The sequence below is a fragment of the Dermacoccus sp. CCH2-D9 genome (assembly GCF_001556795.1).
Taxonomy (GTDB): Bacteria; Actinomycetota; Actinomycetes; order Actinomycetales; family Dermatophilaceae; genus Dermacoccus; species Dermacoccus nishinomiyaensis.
Genome location: NZ_LSJT01000011.1, coordinates 1 through 19591, shown reverse-complemented (window position 1 = coordinate 19591; position 19591 = coordinate 1). Strand labels below are relative to the sequence as shown.

Genomic DNA, 19591 nt, shown 5'->3' with positions numbered 1-19591 from the left:
CATCCTCGCTTCGCTGCGGTGCACCCCGCCCCTTCGAGCTTCGTCAGCCCGCGATGCGGATCATCCGCTTGTTGCAGAACTCGTCGAACCCGTACGTGCCGAGCTCGCGCCCGAAACCGGAACGCTTGACGCCACCGAACGGCAGCTCCGACGAAGAACCGGGGGCCTCGTTGATCGACACCATGCCCGACTCGAGCCGATCGGCCACGCGCAGCGCGGCGTCGACGTCAGACGAGTGCACCGACGCGCCGAGACCGAACAGCGTGTCGTTCGCGATGCGCACGGCCTCGTCCTCGTCGGCCGCCTTGTACATGACGGCGACGGGGCCGAAGATCTCCTCGCTCCACGCGCGCATCTGCGGCGTGACGCCGGCGAGCACCGTCGGCGTGACGTACGCGCCCGGACCGTCAGGACGCTTGCCACCGACGACCACCTCGGCGCCCGCGTCGACGGCGTCGTCGATCTGCGCCTGGATACCCTTCGCGGCGGCCTCCGTGACGAGCGGGCCGATGTTCGTCGACTCGTCGTGCGGGTCGCCCATCTTCAACCCGGCGACGGCCTCGGCGAACTTCGGCACGAACTTGTCGTACGTCTCGTCGCCGATGAGGATGAACCGCTTCGCCGCGTTGCACGCCTGACCCGAGTTCTCGAAGCGGCCGAGGATGCCGTCCTCGACAGCCTTGTCGATGTCGGCGTCCGGCAGCACGACGAACGGGTCGCTGCCGCCGAGCTCGAGCACGGCCTTCTTCAGGTTGCGCCCTGCACGCTCACCGACGGCCGAACCGGCGCGCTCCGAACCCGTCAGCGACACGCCCTGCACGCGCGGGTCGTCGATGAGCATCGCGATCTGCTCATTCGTCGCGTAGAGGTTCTGATAGACATCCTTCGGCACCCCGGCGGCGTGGTAGATCTCCTCGATCACCTTCGCCGAACGCGGGCACTGCGGCGCGTGCTTGAGCAGGATGACGTTGCCGAGCAGCAGGTTCGGCGCCGCGAAACGCGCGACCTGGTAATACGGGTAGTTCCACGGCATGACGCCGACGATGACGCCGACGGGCTCCTTGCGCATGTACGCGCGCCCGTCACGCTCGCCCAGGTCGAGCTCCTCGTCGGCAAGCACCTCCGGCGCGTGCCTCGCGTTGTACGCGTGGATGTCGCCCGAGAGCCACACCTCACCCGTCGCGTCGCCGTGGGGCTTGCCCATCTCGTCACCGATGATGCGCGCCAGTTCCTCCTGACGCGAGTCGTACTCGGCCGCGACGCGCTCGATGATCGCGATCTTCTCCTCGAGCGGCACCTTGCGCCAGCGCTCGCGGGCGGCGTAGGCGCGCTCGAGGGCGGCCATTACCTCATCGTCGGTCGCGGTGGGGAAGGTCTCCTCGACCTCACCCGTCGCCGGGTTCGTCACCGTGTAGATGGCTTCACTCATCACATGTCCCTTCGTCGCAGGCGCTCAGAGCGCCATGCCCACGTACTTGGTCTCGAGGTACTCGTCGATGCCCTGGAAGCCGCCCTCGCGGCCGAACCCGGAGGCCTTGACCCCGCCGAACGGCGCGGCCGGGTTCGAGATGACGCCGACGTTGACGCCGACCATGCCGTACTCGAGCTTCTCGGCGACCCGCAGCGCCCGCGAGTAGTCCTTCGAGAAGAAGTACGCGGCGAGGCCGTACTCCGTCGAGTTCGCGCGGGCGATGACGTCGTCCTCGTCGGTGAACGTCTGGATCGCGGCGACCGGGCCGAAGATCTCCTCGCGCACGATGTCGTCGTCACCGGGCACGTTCGTCAGGACGGTGGGGGCGACGAAGTTGCCCTCGCTCGGCACCTGCTCGTCGCCGCACACCTTCGTGGCGCCCGCGGCGACGGCACCGTCGATGAGTCGCTGGACGTTCTTCACGGCCTTGCCGGTGATGAGCGGGCCGACGGTGACGCCCTCGTCCATGCCGTTGCCGACCGTCATCGCCTTCATCTTCGCGGCGAACTTCTCGCCGAACTCCGCGGCGACCGACTCGTGCACATACAGACGGTTCGCGGCCGTGCAGGCCTCACCGATGTTGCGCATCTTCGCCGCCATCGCGCCCTCGACGGCCGCGTCGACGTCAGCGTCCTCGAAGACCATGAAGGGCGCGTTGCCACCGAGCTCCATCGACACGCGCAGCAACTGCTCGGCCGACTGCTCGACGAGCTTGCGGCCGACAGCCGTCGAGCCGGTGAACGTCAGCTTGCGAGCTCGCGGGTCGCGAATGAGCGGCTCCATGACGCCGCCCGAATCGCTCGTCGTGACGACGTTGACGACACCCTTCGGGACGCCGACCTCCTCGAGGAGCGCGACGAGGGCGAGCATCGTCAGCGGCGTCTCGGCGGCGGGCTTGATGACCATCGTGCAACCGGCCGCGAGCGCCGGACCGATCTTGCGCGTGCCCATGGCGAGCGGGAAGTTCCACGGCGTGATCATGAGGCACGGGCCGACGGGCTGCTTCATCGTCAGCAGTCGCGATCCGCCCGCGGGGGCGGGCAGGTACGTGCCGTTGATGCGCACGGCCTCCTCCGCGAACCAGCGGAAGTACTCGGCGCCATAGGCGACCTCTCCCTTGGCCTCGGCGAAGGGCTTGCCCATCTCGAGGGTCATGAGCGCCGCGAAGTCGTCGGTGCGCTCGATGAGCAGCTCGAACGCCTTGCGCAGCAGTTCGGAACGCTCACGCGGTGTGGTGGCCGCCCAGCTCGCCTGCGCGGCGTGCGCGGCGGCGAGGGCTGCGTCGCCGTCAGCGGGGGAGGCGTCGGCGACGCGCGCGAGGACCTCGCCGGTCGCGGGGTTCGTCACCTCGAGCGTCTTGCCGCCCTCCGCGTCGCGCCATGCGCCGTCGACGAACAGCTGCTTCGGCACGTCGTTGATCAGAGCCTTCGTGTCCATGTGTCTTTCCTATCCCAGATTCGTGGTGTACCGGCGAGTACGGCGGGTGCAGCTGTGGAAGCGGCTGTGCCGGATCGCCCGGGGCGGGGCGATCCGACACAGCCTGTGGATGGTCGTGCTCGCTCAGGCGCTCAGGCAGTCGCGGAGTCGAACGCTTCGGCGATGATGTCGAGGCCTTCGCGCAGCAGGCCGTCACCGATGACGAGCGGCGGCAGGAAGCGCAGGACGTTGCCGTACGTGCCGGCCGTCAGCGTGACGACGCCCTGAGCGTTCGCGGCGGCCGCGATCTTCTTCGTCAGGTCGGCGTCGGGCTCCTTCGTGCCGGCCTTGACGATCTCGACGGCCATCATGCCGCCGCGTCCGCGGATGTCGCCGACGACGTCGTGCGTGTCGGCGATCTGGCCGAGGCGCTCGCGGAAGATCGCCTCGATCTCCTTGGCGCGCGCGGGCAGGTTCTCCGACTCCATCGTCTCGATCGCGCCGAGGGCGCCCGCGCAGGCGACGGGGTTGCCGCCGTAGGTGCCGCCGAGGCCGCCTGCGTGGACGGCGTCCATGATCTCGGCGCGGCCCGTCACGGCCGCGAGCGGCAGGCCGCCCGCGATGCCCTTGGCGGTCGTGATGAGGTCGGGCACGACGCCTTCGGCGTCGCACGCGAACCAGTCGCCGGTGCGGCAGAAACCGCTCTGCACCTCGTCGGCGATGAAGACGATGCCGTTCTCGCGGCACCAGTCGGCGACCTTCTTCAACCAGCCGGCGGGCGGCACGATGAACCCGCCCTCACCCTGGATGGGCTCGATGATGACGGCCGCGACGTTCTGCTCGCCGATCTGCGCGTGCACAGCGCTCGTGAACGCCTCGAAGGCGTCGTCAGTGATCGTGTCGGCGTTGCCGACCCAGCGGTACGGGTACGCCATCGGCATGCGGTAGACGTCGCCCGCGAACGGCCCGAAGCCCTGCTTGTACGGCATGTTCTTCGCCGTGAGCGCCATCGTCAGGTTCGTGCGGCCGTGGTAGGCGTGGTCGAACGCGACGACGGCCTGACGGCCCGTGTGGACGCGCGCGATCTTGACGGCGTTCTCGACGGCCTCGGCGCCCGAGTTGAACAGCGCCGAACGCTTCTCGTGGTCACCGGGCGTCAGCTCGTTGAGCTTCTCGCAGACGGCCGTGTACTCCTCGTACGGCGTCACCATGAAGCAGGTGTGCGTGAAGTCGTCGAGCTGGTTCTTGGCCTTCTCGACGACCTTCGGCGCCGAGTTGCCGACGCTCGTCACGGCGATGCCGGAGCCGAAGTCGATGAGCTGGTTGCCGTCGACGTCGACGAGGATGCCGCCGCCCGCACGCTCGACGTAGACAGGCAGGCCGATGCCGACGCCCGCGGAGACCGCGCCCTTCGTCCGCTGGTGCAGTTCCTGGCTCTTCGGGCCGGGGATGGCGGTGACGAGCTTGCGCTCCTGAGGGACGGACGTCATGGCCGTGTCCTTTCGTCGTACGGGATCGAACCGAGGTGCGAGTGACCAGGGTCGATCAGTGTTCTCCCTCACTCTGAGGCTTGGCGCCTATGCTGTCCAATATCAATTTTCGATGATTGGTATGCATGTTGGGAATAGGCCGCTGATGGGCTCTGGCCGGCCGCCGAGGGCGGTGAAAGTGACCGTAGATCGCCGATGTGGACGTAGATCGCAGAAGGGGACGGTATGGAGTTGAGGGCGGTCGAGTGCTTCGTCGCCGTTGCCGACGCCGGGACGGTGACGGCCGGCGCGGCGCGACTCGGCGTGGGGCAACCCGCCGTCACGCGTCAGATCCAGCAGTTGGAGCGGCAGCTGCGCATCCGCCTGTTCGATCGTGAGGACGGGCGGCTGCGCCTCACCTCCGCCGGCATCGACGTGCTGCCCGTCGCGCGTCGACTGCTGCGCCAGGCCGACGCCGTGAGTGACGCGGCCCGCGGCGTCGCAGCCGGCCGTCTGCAGCGGGTTCGTCTCGTCAGCCCCGGCACGACCCGCGACGACGTCCTCGCCCCCTGGCTCGCGACGTGGTCCGCCGACGCGCCGCTGCCGAGCATCGCCGAAGCGTCCGTCGACGACGTCTACGACACGTTGCGTCGCGGAGCCGACCTCGCCGTGGCGCCGCTCGCACCACCCCCGGCGTTGGGCAGCCGCGTCGTCGCGCGCCTGCCGCTGTGGGCGTGCGTCGCGCCGACCCATCCGTGGGCGCAGCGCGATGCCGTCGACCTCGACGAGCTCGCGGGTGCTGACCTGCTTCTGCTCGAACGCAGCCTCTCGGCGCGCCGCGTGCTCGACGCAGCCCTCGACGCAGAGCAGCTCGGCGTCGAACCCCGCGCGGAGTTCGCCTCACCCGTCGTCGCCCAGGCCGTCGCGGCCAGCGGGCGCGGCGTCTGCGTCCTCACCGACGACCCCCGCTTCGGCCTCGTGCCCCTCACGATCCGCGACGCTGACGGCGACGCTCTCGGCATCCGCCTCCACGCCGCGTGGGATCGTCGCCATCACGCCGCTGACGCGCTCGAACGGCTCGCGCAGGATCTGTCGCGGTTCACGCGACGGAGGTATGCCTGACGAGTCGTGTCGTGGTCAGGCCTTCGAGGCCTTCTGCACGAGGCTGATGTAGACGGGCATCGCTGCGAGGGTGGGGTGGACGCCGTCGATGAAGTACTCGGGGTGGTCCTTGGAGGCGCCGTACCAGTCGACGAGGTGCACCCACGGCCGGCCCTTCGCCGCCTCGCGGATCGCATGCAGCGCCTGCTTCTGGGTGCCCAGCGTGGTCTTCGGCAGCACGAGCACGACGCGTTCGTCCTTCAACGCGTCGAGGGTCTTGGCGAGCATCTCCTGCGGTACGACACCGTTGTCGCCGGTGTGGATCAGGACGACGTCGCTCCTGATCGTCCCCGCCTTCGCAGCCGCCATGACCTGCTCGAGCACCGCGTTCGCCTGCTGGCTCTTCGCGGCGTGGTTGTCGACCGTGCGGTAGGCGCGCGGGAGCTGGTTGAGCGCGACGGACGCGGGGACGGAGTCGCCCCAGACGCTGATGCTCATCTGCTTCGTGGCGCGGGTGTCGAGCCCGGCCACGGGGGTGTTGCTCGACGACGACGGGCTCGCCGAGGTCGACGGCGCCCCGGGGTGCCCCGGCGTCGGCGGGGCGGACGGCGCCGGGGTGGGCGTGGCGTCGATCCCGGGCGCGGGTGCCGTCGTCTCGGTCGACCCCTGACGGTGCGCGACGATCTGTGTCGCCGTGACGATGAGCGCTGCCGCGAGTGCGAGACTCGCGACCATGGCGCCGACATGGCGGTCGACGACAGCGCCCCGCGCGCGACGCAGGCAGGCGCGCACCCCGGCGCGGCGCACGGGCATCTCGACGTAGCGGTAGCTCAGTTCGGCGAGCACGAACGTCGCGATGCTCAACCCGATCGCGGGCAGCAGCCACGACGACTCCATCGCGTCGGTGACGAACGGCAGCGTCACGAGCGGCCAGTGCCACAGGTACAGCCCGTACGAGCGGTCGCCGACGTAGCGCAGCGGGCGCCACGACAACGCGCGGGTGAGCGGGCCGTCATGGACGACGACCCACACGAGCGCCGCCACGACGAGTGAGAAGGCGAGGAAACCGCCCCAGCGGTAGAAACCCATCGAGAGGAAGTCGAGCTGCGTCATCACGACGATGACGGCGACGAGCGCGGCGACGCCGGCGGCCGTCATGCGGGTCGTCGCCGGGGCGAATGTGAGGCGCGAGCGGAACCCCCGCCCGTCGAGCAGCAGTGCGAGGGCGGCGCCGACGAGCAGGCCCATGACGTGTGTGTCCGTGCCGAAGTAGACGCGCGTGGGGTCGTCGGCCCAGCGGCCGCTCGAGGCGAAGGCGCCGACACTCATCGCGATGCTCGAGGTGAGCGCCCCGCCGATGGTCACGGCGAGCAGGACGTGACGCCGCGTTCGTGTGGCGCGAACGGCGAGGAGCACCCCCGCCACCACGAGCGGCCACAGCAGGTAGAACTGCTCCTCGATCGCGAGCGACCACAGGTGTTCGAGGAACCACCACGAACCGAAGTCGCCGTACTGCCGCCCGCCGTACACGTACCACCAGTTCGACGTGTACGTCAGCGCCGCCGCCGCATCGCGCAGTTGCTGCGCGAGGCCGGACGGATGGAAACACGCCGTGACGAGCGTCGTCACGGCGAGCAGGAGCAGTGCGGCGGGCGCGAGGCGTCGCACGCGAGCGGCCCAGAACGCCTTCAGATCGATGCTGCGCAGCGGCCAGCGCGACCACAACTGGCTCGTGATGAGGTAGCCCGACAGCACGAAGAAGATGTCGACGCCCAGGAAACCGCCGCTGAACCCGGGCACCCGGAAATGGAACGCCATGACGGCCAGCACCGCCAGTGCGCGCACGCCGTCGAGGGCAGGCAGCCGGCCGCGCCGCGGAGTCGCGACGGTCGCTCGCGCGGCGTCGGAGGCTGGTTGCACGGCGTCGGAGGACGACGGGGCGCTCGTGTCGGCCGGCGTTGTGGGGCCTGTCGTGGCGTCAGTGCGAGCGGCGTCCGAGGACGGGGCGCTCGTGTCGGTCGACGTGGTGGGGTCTGCCGTGGCGTCCATCGCGTCGGCGTCCACTGACGTCGCGTTGCTCGCCGCGGATTCGCGAGCAGGCGGGGCCGGCCGTTCCACGTGGTGAGGTGCCTGACGCGGGGGTGGCGCGAGCATGTCCGTGGGGCGTCTCCGAGGCCGAGAGCTCGCCTCGCGGGCCGCTCGGTTCGTGCGGTCGACCGACTGCCCGACGGTCGTGCGGGAGGCCGCCGCTGTCGCCGGCGTCTCGACGACGTCCCTCGATGGCTCGACGCGCAACGTGTCCGCGTCGTTCTTGACGCGCGCGCTCGGGGACGCTTCCCGAGATGCGGGAGAGGACGTTGCGGGAGCGTTCGCTGATCGCGGCGGGGACGTCAGCGGGTCGGCGCTGAACAGCCAGCCGGGCAGGTCATCGCTCGATGAGGGCACGCCGCCACGACCTGCGTTCCGGTCGCGACTGCCTGCCGCGCTCCCGCTCCGGCCTGCAGTCTCGGCGCCGTCGCGACGAGCCGTGCCGCGACCGCGAGGCGTGCGTGAGCCGTCGTGGTCCGTGCCCACGATTGTTCCCCCTGGCGTTCGTTCCTCCCTGACCCTTGATGGTATCACCTGGCCACCCTGATGGACGTGGCGACGCGGCCACGATGACGTAGCTCACGAACGGGCCGCTCGGGCGTCGGTGACGACGGTGCCGCGACGATTAGCGCCGACGCGCCGCGGCATGTAAGGTTTGTTGTCGCTGCCGATCGCATCGGTGGCGCATGACGAGAGTCGCGGGGTGTGGCGCAGCTTGGTAGCGCGCGTCGTTCGGGACGACGAGGTCGCAGGTTCAAATCCTGTCACCCCGACCAGCGTCAGCAAGGCCCTCATCGGTTCGCCGATGGGGGCCTTCGCCGTACCCGTCCGAATGCGGGCCCAGCCGTGTGCGTCGTGGCCGCAGTGCGCAGTTGCCCGATCCCGAGGAGACGCGAGCGCGTTCGAAACCGCCGCCAAGGCGAGTTCACCGCCCTCCCAGCCGACGCGCGCACAATGCCCGCTGTGAACGAACTTCATGCCTCGTCATGGCTGACCGACTGGCGACCGGGCTCATGGGGCACCCTCTTCGTCGCAGTCGTGGCGATCGGCTACGGCGCCGCCTGGATCCGCGCACGCCGTCGCGGACGAGCTGACGTCTCGTGGCTCGCGTGGTTCTTGACGTTCGGAGCCGGCGCCCTCGCCTACACGCTGTGCGGGCCTGTCGAGGTGTGGTCGACGCGCCTCATGTGGGTGTTCGCGCTGCAGGTCGCGCTGCTCGTCGCCGTCATCCCGACCGGCTTCGCGCTCGCGCGCCCCGTCGACGTCATCGAGGGCGCGACGGGGTCGACGGCGCTGCGCCGAGTGCTCGGCGGGCGCCTCGGACGGGCGCTCATGTACCCGTTCGTCAGCTCGATCCTCGCGATGGTGAGCGTCATCGTCGTCTTCTTCACGCCCTACGGGCAGGCCGCGCTCGACTCCACGCCGATGCGCATCGTGCTCACCGTGCACCTTTTCGTCGTCGGCGTCATCGTCGTGCTGCCCCTGCTCGCCGGCGATCTGCTGCCCGCGTGGGCCGGGCCCGGCGTGCGCGTCCTGCTCGCCTGCGTCGACGGCCTGTTCGACGCGATCCCCGGCATCCTCGTCATGACGCACCACGATCTGCTCATGCCGCACTTCCCCGGCTTCGCGGCGTCCGCCGCCACCTACAGGGGCGACATGTCCACCTCGCTCGATCAGAAGTTCGCCGGGGGAGCGCTGCTCGCCGTCGCCGAGAGTGTCGGGCTGCCCCTGCTCGCAGCCGTCTTCATCGAATGGATGCGGGCCGATCGCGCGAGCGCCCTCCGCGCCGACGCCGAACTCGACGCCCAGTACGGCGACGGCCCCGGCAGGACGACGCCGTGGTGGATCACCGCGGCACCCACCACGTCCGAGGGCAGCGCCGACGCGTCACCCACCGCCTCCGAGGGCCTTGCCGACGTCCCGCCCGATCGGACGTCAACACCCTCGACGTGACGCACACCACGATTCGGAGCGTTTTCCCAGCGGGGCTCACGGGCATTTCCCCGGATGACTCCTCCCCCTTCCTCCATGGGGTTGAACGGGACGTGGCTGCCGATCGTGCTCGGCTGCGCCGCGGCACTCGTTCTCGTCGTCATCGTCCGGGGAGGCTCGTGGGGGGCGCAAGCCGTGGATGCAGGCGCTGTCGCGCCTCGGCCTGACGGCACTGTTCACCACGCTCGCGCTCGTCGGTGCCCTGTCAACAACGAGTAGGCGTTCTACACGAGTTGGGGTGACCTGCTCGGCGACTCGCCTGCGGACACGCCGCGTCACTACGGCGCGCCCACGCCGGCGCCCGCCCTGGATCAGCAGGCCCCTCCGCGAGTGCCACCCCGACGGCGCCGACGACGCCGCACGCCCTGCCCGCGCTGCCGCAGCCGGGTCAGCGCCTGCAGAAGTGCGAGATCCCGGGCCCGAAGAACGCCGACGGGCGCCCCACCGCGTCGCGCAAGGTGTACGTCCAGCTGCCGGTGGGGTACGACCAACACTCCGCGACGCGTCACCCCGTCATCGTCGCGATGCACGGATTGCCGGGCAGCCCAGAGACGTACAGCAAGCTCGACCACCTCTACACGCGTCGACAGGGCTGTCAGCGACCGCCGCATCGCCGCGCCCATCGTCGTCGTGCCGCAACTCAACCGCACCCTCGACGACGACACGGAGTGCATCGACGACCCGCACGGCCTGCAGACCGAGACGTGGCTCGCCTCCACGCTGCCGACGTGGGTGAAACACACCTTCGCCGTCGCGCCCGGGCGCGGGTCGTGGGCGACGTGGGGGTACTCCCTCGGCGGATGGTGCGCCTCGATGCTGACGATGAAGCACCCCGCGACGTTCGGCGCCGCCGTCGCCTACCAGGGCTACTTCCGTCCGCAGTTCGACGGCCACCCGCCGTTTCCCCCAACTCGCCGCAGGCGCGCAGCTACGACCTCATCGCCCTGGAGAAAGCCAACCCGGTGCCCGTGTCGCTGTGGCTGTTCGCCTCCGACGCCGACAAGGTGAGCTACCCCTCCGTCAAGGAGTTCCTCACCGTGGTGAAGCGGCCCACCGACGTCACGGCGCGCATCGCGCAGGGCGGCGGCCACCGCCTGTCGGTGTGGACGCGCAAGATCCCGCGCTCGTTCGACTGGCTCGTCGAGGTGCAGCCCGGTTTCGCACCGCGCCCCTGAACGCCGGGGCAGCGACGCAGGGGAAGAGCCTGACGTAAAGAACGCGTCAAGACGCGACAAGGCGACCTCAAGACGAGCGGTGCGCCGCCGGGGCGGTTGCACGCTCGATCCATGATCGAAATCGTCATCGCGGGCATCATCGCCCTCGCACTGCTGGGGTACCTGCTGTACGCCCTCATCCGGCCCGAGAAGTTCTGAGGGCCGCGCACATGAACGTCACTCTTCAGGCGATCTGCATGATCGCCACCATCGCGCTGCTGCTGGCGTTCGTCCACGTGCCGCTCGGCACCTGGATGTACCGCTGCTTCACGGATGAGAATGACTGGGCGCCGGAGCGCCTCATCTACCGGGCCGTCGGCGTCGACCCGCGCGTCGAGCAGGGCTGGCGCACGTACGCCGTCGCCAGCGTCATGTTCGGCGTCGCGTCCGTCGTGCTGCTGTTCGCGCTCATCATGGCGCAGGGCGTCCTGCCCTGGGGCCTGGGGCGCAGCCAGGACTGGCACACGGCCTTCAACACGGCCGTGTCGTTCACGACGAACACGAACTGGCAGAGCTACGGCGGTGAGTCGGGCGCCGGGTACACCGTCCAGATGGCCGGCCTGAACGTGCAGAACTTCGTCTCCGCCGCGACGGGCATGGCCGTCGCCGTCGCCCTGTGCCGCGCGATCGCGCGCAGCAACGCCGCGACGATCGGCAACTTCTGGGTCGACCTCGTGCGCAGCTGCACCCGCATCCTGCTGCCCATCGCGTTCGTCGGCGCGCTCGTGCTCGTCGCGGGCGGCGTCATCCAGAACCTCAGCAGCCCGCACGACGTGACGACGCTCGTCGGCGGCAGCCAGACGATCCAGGGCGGCCCCGTCGCCTCCCAGGAGGTCATCAAGCTGCTCGGCACGAACGGTGGCGGTTTCTTCAACGCGAACTCGGCGCACCCGTTCGAGAACCCGAACGCGTGGACGAACCTGTTCGAGATCCTCCTCGTGCTCGCGATCCCCTTCTCGTTGCCGTGGATGTACGGCCTCATGGTCGGCGACCGCCGTCAGGGCGCGGTGTTCACGACGGCCATGGGCGCCCTGTTCACCCTGAGCGCCGGCCTCGGCATCTGGGCCGAGTCCAGCGGTGCGCTCGGCTCGATGGAAGGCAAGGAGCAACGCTTCGGCATCGTCGGATCGGTGCTGTTCGGCACCGCGACGACGGGCACCTCGACCGGTGGCGTCAACATGATGCACGACTCGATGAGCCCCCTCGGCGGCGGCCTCATGATGCTCAACATGATGCTCGGTGAGGTCTCGCCCGGCGGCGTCGGCACCGGCCTGTACAACATCATCATCTTCGCGCTGCTCACCGTCTTCATCGCCGGCCTCATGGTCGGACGCACGCCCGAACTGCTCGGCAAGGCCATCGGCCGACGCGAGATCACGTACTCGGCGCTCGCCGTCGTCGTCATGCCCGCGCTCGTGCTGATGTTCACCGCCGCCGGTGTCGTGCTGCCGGTCGCGAAGGACGCCCTGCTCAACCACGGCCCGCACGGCCTGAGCGAGATGATGTACGCCTACACGTCGGCGTCGAACAACAACGGTTCCGCCTTCGCGGGCCTGGCGGCCGACCAGCCGTACCTCAACCTCACGCTCGCGGCGTGCATGTTCCTCGGACGCTTCCTGCCCATCGTGCTCGTGCTCGCCGTCGCCGGCGCGCTCGTCTCGCAGCAGCGGCGCCCCGCCACGGCCGGCACGATGCCGACCCGCGGGCCCGTCTTCACCAGTCTGCTCGTCGGCATCATCGTCATCGTCGCCGGGCTGACCTTCTTCCCCTCACTCGCTCTCGGCCCGATCGCGGAGGCCCTCTCGTGAACGCATCACTCGCCCTTACGGCCCTCGAATCGGCGCCGGACGCCCTGCGCAAGCTCGACCCGCGCCACCTCGTGCGCACCCCCGTCATCTTCGTCGTCTGGGTGGGCTCGGTGCTCACGACGGTGCTGTCGATCATCCACCCGTCGGTGTTCTCGATCTCCGTCACGATCTGGTTGTGGCTGACGATCCTGTTCGCCAACCTCGCCGAGGCCATCGCTGAAGGGCGCGGCAAGGCGCAGGCCGACACCCTGCGTCAGACCCGCGTCGACTCCATCGCCCGCCGCCTCATGCCGCACGGCGGCGAGGAGCGCGTGCCCGGCACCGAACTGCGCGTCGGCGACCGCGTCGTCGTCGAGGCCGGCGAGGTCATCCCCGGTGACGGCGACGTCGTCGACGGTGTCGCGACGGTCGACGAGTCGGCCATCACCGGTGAGTCGGCGCCCGTCATCCGCGAATCGGGTGGCGATCGCTGCGCCGTCACCGGCGGTACGACGGTGCTGTCGGACCGCATCGTCGTCGAGATCACGAGCAAGCCCGGTGAGACGTTCATCGACCGCATGATCGCGCTCGTCGAGGGCGCCGAACGGCAGAAGACGCCGAACGAGATCGCCCTCGGCATCCTGCTGACGACGCTGACAATCATCTTCGTCCTCGCCGTCATGGCGATCTGGCCGATGGCGAGCTACTCGGGCCACGACATGTCGCTCGTCGTCCTCGTCGCGCTGCTCGTCTGCCTCATCCCGACGACGATCGGTGCGCTGCTGTCCGCCATCGGCATCGCCGGCATGGATCGCCTCGTGCAGCACAACGTGCTCGCGATGTCGGGGCGCGCCGTCGAGGCCGCAGGTGACGTCTCGACGCTGCTGCTCGACAAGACCGGCACGATCACCTACGGCAACCGCCGCGCCGGTGACGTCGTCCCCGTCGAGGGTGTCTCGCGCGCGGATCTCGTCCGCGCCGCTTGCCTGTCGTCGCTCGCCGACGAGACGCCCGAAGGCCGGTCGATCGTCGAATACGCTGCGGCAGAAGGGTTCACGGCGACCGAGATCGCGGACGTCGTCACCGTTCCGTTCACCGCGCAGACCCGCATGTCCGGTATCGACCTGCCCGACGGCAGCGCCATCCGCAAGGGCGCCGGCTCGGCCGTCGCCGCGTGGGTGCACGAGCTGGGCGGCCACATGGCGCACGACATCGACGCTCGTGTCGAGGCGATCAGCCAGGCCGGCGGCACGCCACTCGTCGTCGCCGAGCGTGACGCCGACGGCACCGCCCGGATGCTCGGCGTCATCCACCTCAAGGACGTCGTCAAGCCCGGCATGGCCGAGCGTTTCGCGCAGATGCGCGAGATGGGCATCCGCACCGTCATGATCACGGGCGACAACCCGCTGACGGCCGCCGCGATCGCGAAGGAGGCGGGGGTCGACGACTTCCTCGCCGAGGCGACGCCCGAGGACAAGATGCGCCTCATCAAGGCCGAGCAGGAAGGCGGACGTCTCGTCGCGATGACCGGTGACGGCACGAACGACGCGCCCGCCCTCGCGCAGGCCGACGTCGGCGTGGCGATGAACACAGGCACGTCGGCGGCGAAGGAGGCCGGCAACATGGTCGACCTCGACTCCAACCCGACGAAGCTCATCGACGTCGTCGCCATCGGCAAGCAGCTGCTCATCACCCGCGGAGCGCTGACGACGTTCTCGATCGCCAACGACGTCGCGAAGTACTTCGCGATCATCCCCGCGATGTTCGTCGTCATCTTCCCGGGCCTGAGCAAGCTCAACATGATGCATCTGCACAGCCCCGAGTCGGCGATGCTGTCGGCGGTCATCTTCAACGCCCTCGTCATCGTCGCGCTCATCCCGCTCTCGCTCAAGGGCGTGGCGTACCGCTCGCTCGGTGCCGCCGCGATGCTGCGCCGCAACCTGCTCGTCTACGGCGTCGGCGGCGTCATCGCGCCCTTCGTGGGCATCAAGCTCATCGACCTCGTCCTGTCCGTCACCCCGGGAGTGAAGTGACATGTTCGTTCTTCGTCAGGGTTGGGCCGCGCTTCGTGCGCTCCTCGTCCTCACCGTCGTCCTCGGCATCGCCTACCCGTTGCTCGTCACGGGCGTGGCGCGGGCGATGCCGGCCCGGGCGGACGGCTCGATCGTCCGCGCCGAGGGTCGCGAGGTGGGTTCCAGTCTCATCGGCCAACCCACGAGCGACGCGAAGTGGTTCGCGGCGCGCCCGTCCGCCGTCGACGCCCCCGGCGCCGAGAGCGGCGGCTCGAACCTCGGCCAGAACGCCGACGAGCAGAAGAAGGCGATCACCGAGCGTCGTGCGGCGCTGACGAAGGCCAACCCGAACGCGACGGGCCCGATCCCGGACGACGCCCTCACCGCGAGCGGCAGCGGCGTCGACCCGGACATCAGCGTCGCCTATGCCCGCTGGCAGGCACCGCGGATCGCCGCGGCCCGCGGGATGAGCGTCGCCGACGTCGAGAAGGTCATCGACGCCCACATCGAGAAGCCGGCCCTGGGCTACCTCGGCGCCGAACGGGTCAACGTGCTCGACCTCAACATCGCACTCGCGCAACGCGCTGCTCGCTGAGCGGGCGGAAACCGCGACGGCAGAAGAAGATGGACGCATGACACGAGGCACGTTGCGCATCTACCTCGGTGCGGCCCCCGGCGTCGGCAAGACCATGGCGATGCTCGCCGAGGGCCGACGCCGGGCCGGGCGGGGAACGGACGTCGTCGTCGGTTTCTGCGAGACCCACGGGCGCACGGCGACGGCCGTCGCGCTCGAGGGCCTCGAGGTCATGCCGCGACTGCGGCGCGAGTACCGGGGCGCGACGCTCGAGGAGATGGACCTCGACGCCGTGCTCCGGCGCGCGCCGCAGGTCGCGCTCGTCGACGAACTCGCGCACACCAACGTGCCGGGCGGCCGCCACGAGAAGCGGTGGCAGGACGTCGAGGACCTGCTCGCGGCGGGCATCGACGTCGTCTCCACCGTCAACATCCAGCACCTCGAATCGCTCAACGACGCGGCGTTCGCCATCACCGGCGTGCTGCAGCGCGAGACGGTGCCGGATGTCGTCGTCCGGCGCGCCGAGCAGGTCGAACTCATCGACATGGCGCCCGAGGCACTGCGTCGGCGGATGGCGCACGGCAACGTCTACAAGCCGGAGAAGGTCGACGCGGCGCTCGCCAACTACTTCCGCCAGGGCAACCTGACGGCCCTGCGCGAGCTCGCGCTGCTGTGGCTCGCCGACCGCGTCGAGGAGAGCCTGACGGCCTACCGCAGCGACCATGACATCGTCGGTACGTGGCCGACACGTCACCGTGTCGTCGTCGCCCTCTCCGGTGGGCGCGAGGGCGCGACGCTGCTGCGCCGCGCCGCCCGCATTGCCGCGCGCGGCAGCGGCGGCGAGATGCACGCCGTCTTCGTCGTGCGCGACGACGGCCTGCGCACCGCCGAGGCCGACGTCGTCAGCGGCCTGCGACGCCTCACCGAAGAGCTCGGCGGGACGTTCCACACCGTCAGCGGGCCCGACGCGGCCGAGGCCGTCCTGCACTACGCGCGCGGCGTCAACGCCGACCAGATCGTCGTCGGCCTCAGCCGGCGCTCGCGGGCCCAGGCGATGCTGCGTCCCGGCACGGGCGAGCGCATCATCGCGGGTTCGGGCGAGGACATCGACGTCCACGTCGTCACCCACGAGCTCGCGCACGTGGGCTCGTCACCGACCGAACGCGAGGGGTTGTCGACGCGCCGGGTGCGGCTCGGCTTCCTCACCTCGGTGACCGCCCCGGCGCTGCTGAGCGCCCTGCTCGTGCCGCTGCGCTCCGGTGTCGGGCTGCCGCTCATCGTGCAGCTGTACCTGCTGCTCACCGTGGTCGTCGCGCTCATCGGCGGGATGGCGCCCGCGATCACGGCCGGTGTGCTGTCGTCCCTGCTCATCAACTGGTTCTTCACCCCGCCCATCGGCACGCTGACGATCTCCGACCCACAGAACGTCGTCGCGCTCGTGCTCTTCGTCGTCATCGGCGCCGCCGTCTCGCTCGTCGTCCACGCGAGCGCCCGCCGGGCCGCCGACGTCAGCGCCTCGCACCAGGAGGCGACGGCGCTCGCCGAACTCAGCCACACGATGCTGTCCTCCGCCGACCAGCTCGCGCTGCTGCTCACGCGCTCGCTCGAGATGTTCGACCAGGACGCGGCGGCCGTCGTGCGCACCCGCGGGCCGGGTCGCAGCGTCATCGCCTCGACGGACGGCTACAGCGACGTCGCCGCGCAGGCGCTGCCGCGCGAGAAGACGACGGTCGAGCGCATCGACGACGAGCACGACCTCGTCCTCGTGGGGCGCCCCGTCCCCGCCGAGCGGCAGCGGCTGCTGGGGGCGTACGCGATGCACGCGGCGGCCGTGCTGCACCGTCGAGCGCTGCTCGACCTCGCCGAGTCGGCCGACACCCTCGTGCGCGACAACAAGGCGCGCACCGCGCTGCTGTCCGCCGTCTCCCACGATTTGCGCACGCCCCTGGCCGGCATCAAGGCCGCCGTCGGCAGCCTGCGCAGCGACGAGGTGACGTTCTCGCCGGAGGACCAGGCGGAACTGCTCGAAGCCGTCGAGACGTCGGCCGATCGGCTCGATGCGCTCATCGGCAACCTGCTCGACGCCTCACGGCTGCAGACCGGCGCGCTCGTCGCGAACCCGCGCGAGATCGACCTCGCCGAGGTCGTCACACCCGCGGTGCGCGCCCTCGAGACACCCGATCGCGTCACCTGGCACCTCGACGACGCCGCGCGCCACGTCGTCGCCGACCCCGGCCTGCTCGACCGCGTCCTCGCGAACGTCCTCGAGAACGCCCTGCGTCACGGCGGTAGCGACGGCGTTGTCGTGACGACGAGTGCGCTCGGCCCGCGCGTCGAACTACGCGTCGCCGACCACGGCCCCGGCATCCCCGACGAGGCGCGCGAAGAGATATTCCGGCCCTTCCAGCGCTACGGCGACGCACCCGCGGGTGACGGCATCGGGCTCGGTCTCGCCGTCGCGCGCGGCCTGACGGAGGCGATGGGCGGCATGCTGGAGGCGGAGACCACTCCCGGTGGAGGTGTCACGATGGTCATCGTCCTGCCGGCCGTGGCGAACGCAGCGGGTGCGACGAGCGAGGCCGAGCCCGGCGCTGAATCGGAACCCGAGTCGGCGCCCGAGGCCCGGCCCCAGGACGCTGAGGCCGACCAGCCGGTCGATACCCGGTTCGCAGACGCAACCACGCGCGGTGAGTCATGAGTGAACGAGTGCTCGTCGTCGACGACGACCCGACGATCGCGCGGACGCTGCGCATCAACCTCAAGGCGCGCGGCTTGGACGTCGAGACCGTCGGGTGCGGCCTCGATGCCCTCAGCACGTGCGCAGACGCGATGCCCGACCTCGTCGTCCTCGACCTCGGCCTGCCCGACCTCGACGGCGTCGACGTGCTGCGCCAACTGCGTCAGAGCTCGAGCGTGCCTGTCATCGTGCTGTCGGCTCGTCAGGAAGCCGATGACAAGGTCGAGGCGCTCGACGAGGGTGCCGACGACTACGTGACGAAACCGTTCGGCATCGAGGAGCTCATGGCGCGCGTGCGGGCCGCGCTGCGGCGAGGCGGCGCCGAACCGTCCGGCCCGGCGCCCGTCGTCACCGCGGACTTCTCGCTCGACTTCACGACGTACGAGGCGAGCGGGCCGACGGGGGCCGTCCACCTCACGCCGACGGAGTGGCGCCTGCTCGCCGAACTCGCGCGCCACCGCGGGCGCGTCGTGCCGCACGAACAACTGCTGCGCGCCGTGTGGGGGCCGCAGTACGGGCGCGAGTCGAACTACCTGCGCGTCTACTGCGGGCAGCTGCGTCGCAAGCTCGAACCCGAACCGTCCCTCCCGCGCTGGATCGTCACCGAACCCGGCATCGGCTACGTGCTGCGCTGACGCGCCGCGCAGGGCTCGTCAGTGCGCCTTCGCCGTCAGCGTGATGAGTGTCGCCTCGGGACGGCAGGCGAAGCGCACGGGCGTGTACTTGTTGTGTCCGAGCCCGGCGGAGACGTGCAGCCACGCCGCGTCGTCGGGCGCGGCGGACGACGGCAGCGCGGTGCGGCGCCGTTCGCGCGCCGTAGCCTCCGAGCGCGAGACCGAGTCGTTGTGCACGCGGTGGGCGTCGAGGACGTCGAAGCGCTCGCCGATCTCGGCGGCGGAGTCGAGGGGCGAGCCGTCCGTTGCGAGCGCACCCGGCCCGATCGGCACGGCCTGCGTCGAGTCGACGCCGGACGCGCCGGGCCACCAGCGCGAGACGCCCTTGACGCGCGAGGTGTCGAGGTCGCAGTTCGTCACGAGCGCGCCGTGGAACGGCACGCACAGCTGCCCGCCGTGCGTGTGACCGGCGATGACGGCGTCCGCGCCGTCGGCCGTCATCGCGTCGAGCACGCGCGTGTACGGCGCGTGGACGACGCCGATCGTCGCGGCCACCTCACCTCGGCGCGACGCGGCCTCACCGGCGACCTGCGCGTAGTCGTCGTACTCGAGGTGCGGGTCGTCGACGCCGAGAAGCTCCAGCGCCACGCCGTCAGCCCCCACCCGCACCCGCTCGCGTCGATGCGTGAGGTCGAGCCAGCCGCCCGCGGTGAAACCGTCACGCAACTGGGCGATGTCGAACTCACCCGTCTGCATCGCCGCGCCCTTGGCATGCGAGTCGTCGAAGTAGCGCAGGGGGTTCTTGAGCTTGGGGTAGAAGTAGTCGTTCGAACCGAAGACGAACGCGCCGGGAAGCTCCATGAGCGGCCCCATCGCGCGCAGCGCAGCGGGGATGGCGTGCTCGTCGCTGAGGTTGTCGCCGGTGTTGATGACGAAGTCGGGTTCGAGCCGCGCGAGCTGACGCACCCACTGGATGCGTCGTTCCTGACGCGGCACGATGTGCAGGTCGCTGACGTGCAGCACCCGCAGCGGCGCCGTCCCGGGGGCGAGCACCGGCATCTCGACGCGGCGCAGCGCGTACCAGTTGCGCTCGATGAGCGAGGCCCAGGCCAGCGC

Annotated in this window: 15 protein-coding genes and 1 tRNA gene; 11 read left to right on the top strand and 5 right to left on the bottom strand. The window is 70.3% G+C overall.

The annotated features are described in order from the left end of the window. Positions 1–43: 43 nt before the first annotated feature. The 3 genes from AX669_RS01225 to gabT form a co-directional block, all read right to left on the bottom strand. The gene (locus AX669_RS01225) at positions 44–1429 is read right to left on the bottom strand and encodes an NAD-dependent succinate-semialdehyde dehydrogenase (RefSeq protein WP_040014345.1); all 1386 of its coding nucleotides are present in this window, start codon (positions 1427–1429) and stop codon (positions 44–46) included. A gap of 24 nt (positions 1430–1453) precedes the next feature. Continuing rightward, the gene (locus AX669_RS01220) at positions 1454–2908 is read right to left on the bottom strand and encodes an NAD-dependent succinate-semialdehyde dehydrogenase (RefSeq protein WP_006943997.1); all 1455 of its coding nucleotides are present in this window, start codon (positions 2906–2908) and stop codon (positions 1454–1456) included. Between the two features lie 131 nt (positions 2909–3039). Continuing rightward, on the bottom strand, positions 3040–4377 hold the full coding sequence (gene gabT, locus AX669_RS01215; protein WP_006943994.1) for a 4-aminobutyrate--2-oxoglutarate transaminase: 1338 nt from the start codon (positions 4375–4377) through the stop codon (positions 3040–3042). Between the two features lie 225 nt (positions 4378–4602). Between gabT and AX669_RS01210 the strand changes: the two genes are divergently transcribed. Beyond that, positions 4603–5478, top strand: a complete 876-nt coding sequence (locus tag AX669_RS01210; protein WP_062256092.1) for a LysR family transcriptional regulator — start codon at positions 4603–4605, stop codon at positions 5476–5478. 15 nt (positions 5479–5493) lie between these two features. On the opposite strand, the gene AX669_RS01205 is transcribed toward AX669_RS01210, so the two are convergent. After that, complete coding sequence (locus AX669_RS01205) at positions 5494–7575, bottom strand: acyltransferase family protein (RefSeq protein WP_197418818.1); 2082 nt, start codon at positions 7573–7575, stop codon at positions 5494–5496. A 669-nt stretch (positions 7576–8244) separates the two neighbouring features. Here AX669_RS01205 and AX669_RS01200 point away from each other — a divergent pair. The 10 genes from AX669_RS01200 to AX669_RS01160 all read left to right on the top strand — a co-directional run bounded on the left by AX669_RS01200 (position 8245) and on the right by AX669_RS01160 (position 18496). Continuing rightward, positions 8245–8321: transfer RNA gene (locus tag AX669_RS01200), tRNA-Pro, on the top strand. A gap of 187 nt (positions 8322–8508) precedes the next feature. Beyond that, the gene (locus AX669_RS01195) at positions 8509–9498 is read left to right on the top strand and encodes a cytochrome c oxidase assembly protein (protein ID WP_197418817.1); all 990 of its coding nucleotides are present in this window, start codon (positions 8509–8511) and stop codon (positions 9496–9498) included. A gap of 369 nt (positions 9499–9867) precedes the next feature. Further along, complete coding sequence (locus AX669_RS14140) at positions 9868–10545, top strand: alpha/beta hydrolase-fold protein (RefSeq protein WP_170957216.1); 678 nt, start codon at positions 9868–9870, stop codon at positions 10543–10545. Continuing rightward, the gene (locus AX669_RS14135; RefSeq protein WP_062256086.1) at positions 10506–10712 is read left to right on the top strand and encodes a hypothetical protein; all 207 of its coding nucleotides are present in this window, start codon (positions 10506–10508) and stop codon (positions 10710–10712) included. Before AX669_RS14140 ends, AX669_RS14135 begins: the two co-directional genes overlap by 40 nt. A gap of 96 nt (positions 10713–10808) precedes the next feature. Next, complete coding sequence (gene kdpF / locus AX669_RS01185) at positions 10809–10910, top strand: K(+)-transporting ATPase subunit F (RefSeq protein WP_197079011.1); 102 nt, start codon at positions 10809–10811, stop codon at positions 10908–10910. 11 nt (positions 10911–10921) lie between these two features. After that, positions 10922–12559, top strand: a complete 1638-nt coding sequence (gene kdpA, locus AX669_RS01180; RefSeq protein ID WP_006943959.1) for a potassium-transporting ATPase subunit KdpA — start codon at positions 10922–10924, stop codon at positions 12557–12559. Beyond that, positions 12556–14571: a potassium-transporting ATPase subunit KdpB gene (kdpB, locus tag AX669_RS01175; RefSeq protein WP_006943930.1), complete on the top strand. Its 2016-nt coding sequence runs from the start codon at positions 12556–12558 to the stop codon at positions 14569–14571. The genes kdpA and kdpB overlap by 4 nt, the downstream gene beginning before the upstream one ends. A 1-nt stretch (position 14572) precedes the next feature. After that, on the top strand, positions 14573–15145 hold the full coding sequence (kdpC, locus tag AX669_RS01170) for a potassium-transporting ATPase subunit KdpC (protein ID WP_006944032.1): 573 nt from the start codon (positions 14573–14575) through the stop codon (positions 15143–15145). Positions 15146–15182: 37 nt separating this feature from the next. Then, complete coding sequence (locus tag AX669_RS01165; protein ID WP_062256084.1) at positions 15183–17822, top strand: ATP-binding protein; 2640 nt, start codon at positions 15183–15185, stop codon at positions 17820–17822. Next, on the top strand, positions 17819–18496 hold the full coding sequence (locus AX669_RS01160; RefSeq protein WP_006943998.1) for a response regulator: 678 nt from the start codon (positions 17819–17821) through the stop codon (positions 18494–18496). Before AX669_RS01165 ends, AX669_RS01160 begins: the two co-directional genes overlap by 4 nt. A gap of 18 nt (positions 18497–18514) precedes the next feature. On the opposite strand, the gene AX669_RS01155 is transcribed toward AX669_RS01160, so the two are convergent. Beyond that, positions 18515–19588: a metallophosphoesterase gene (locus AX669_RS01155; RefSeq protein WP_062256094.1), complete on the bottom strand. Its 1074-nt coding sequence runs from the start codon at positions 19586–19588 to the stop codon at positions 18515–18517. Positions 19589–19591: the final 3 nt, after the last annotated feature.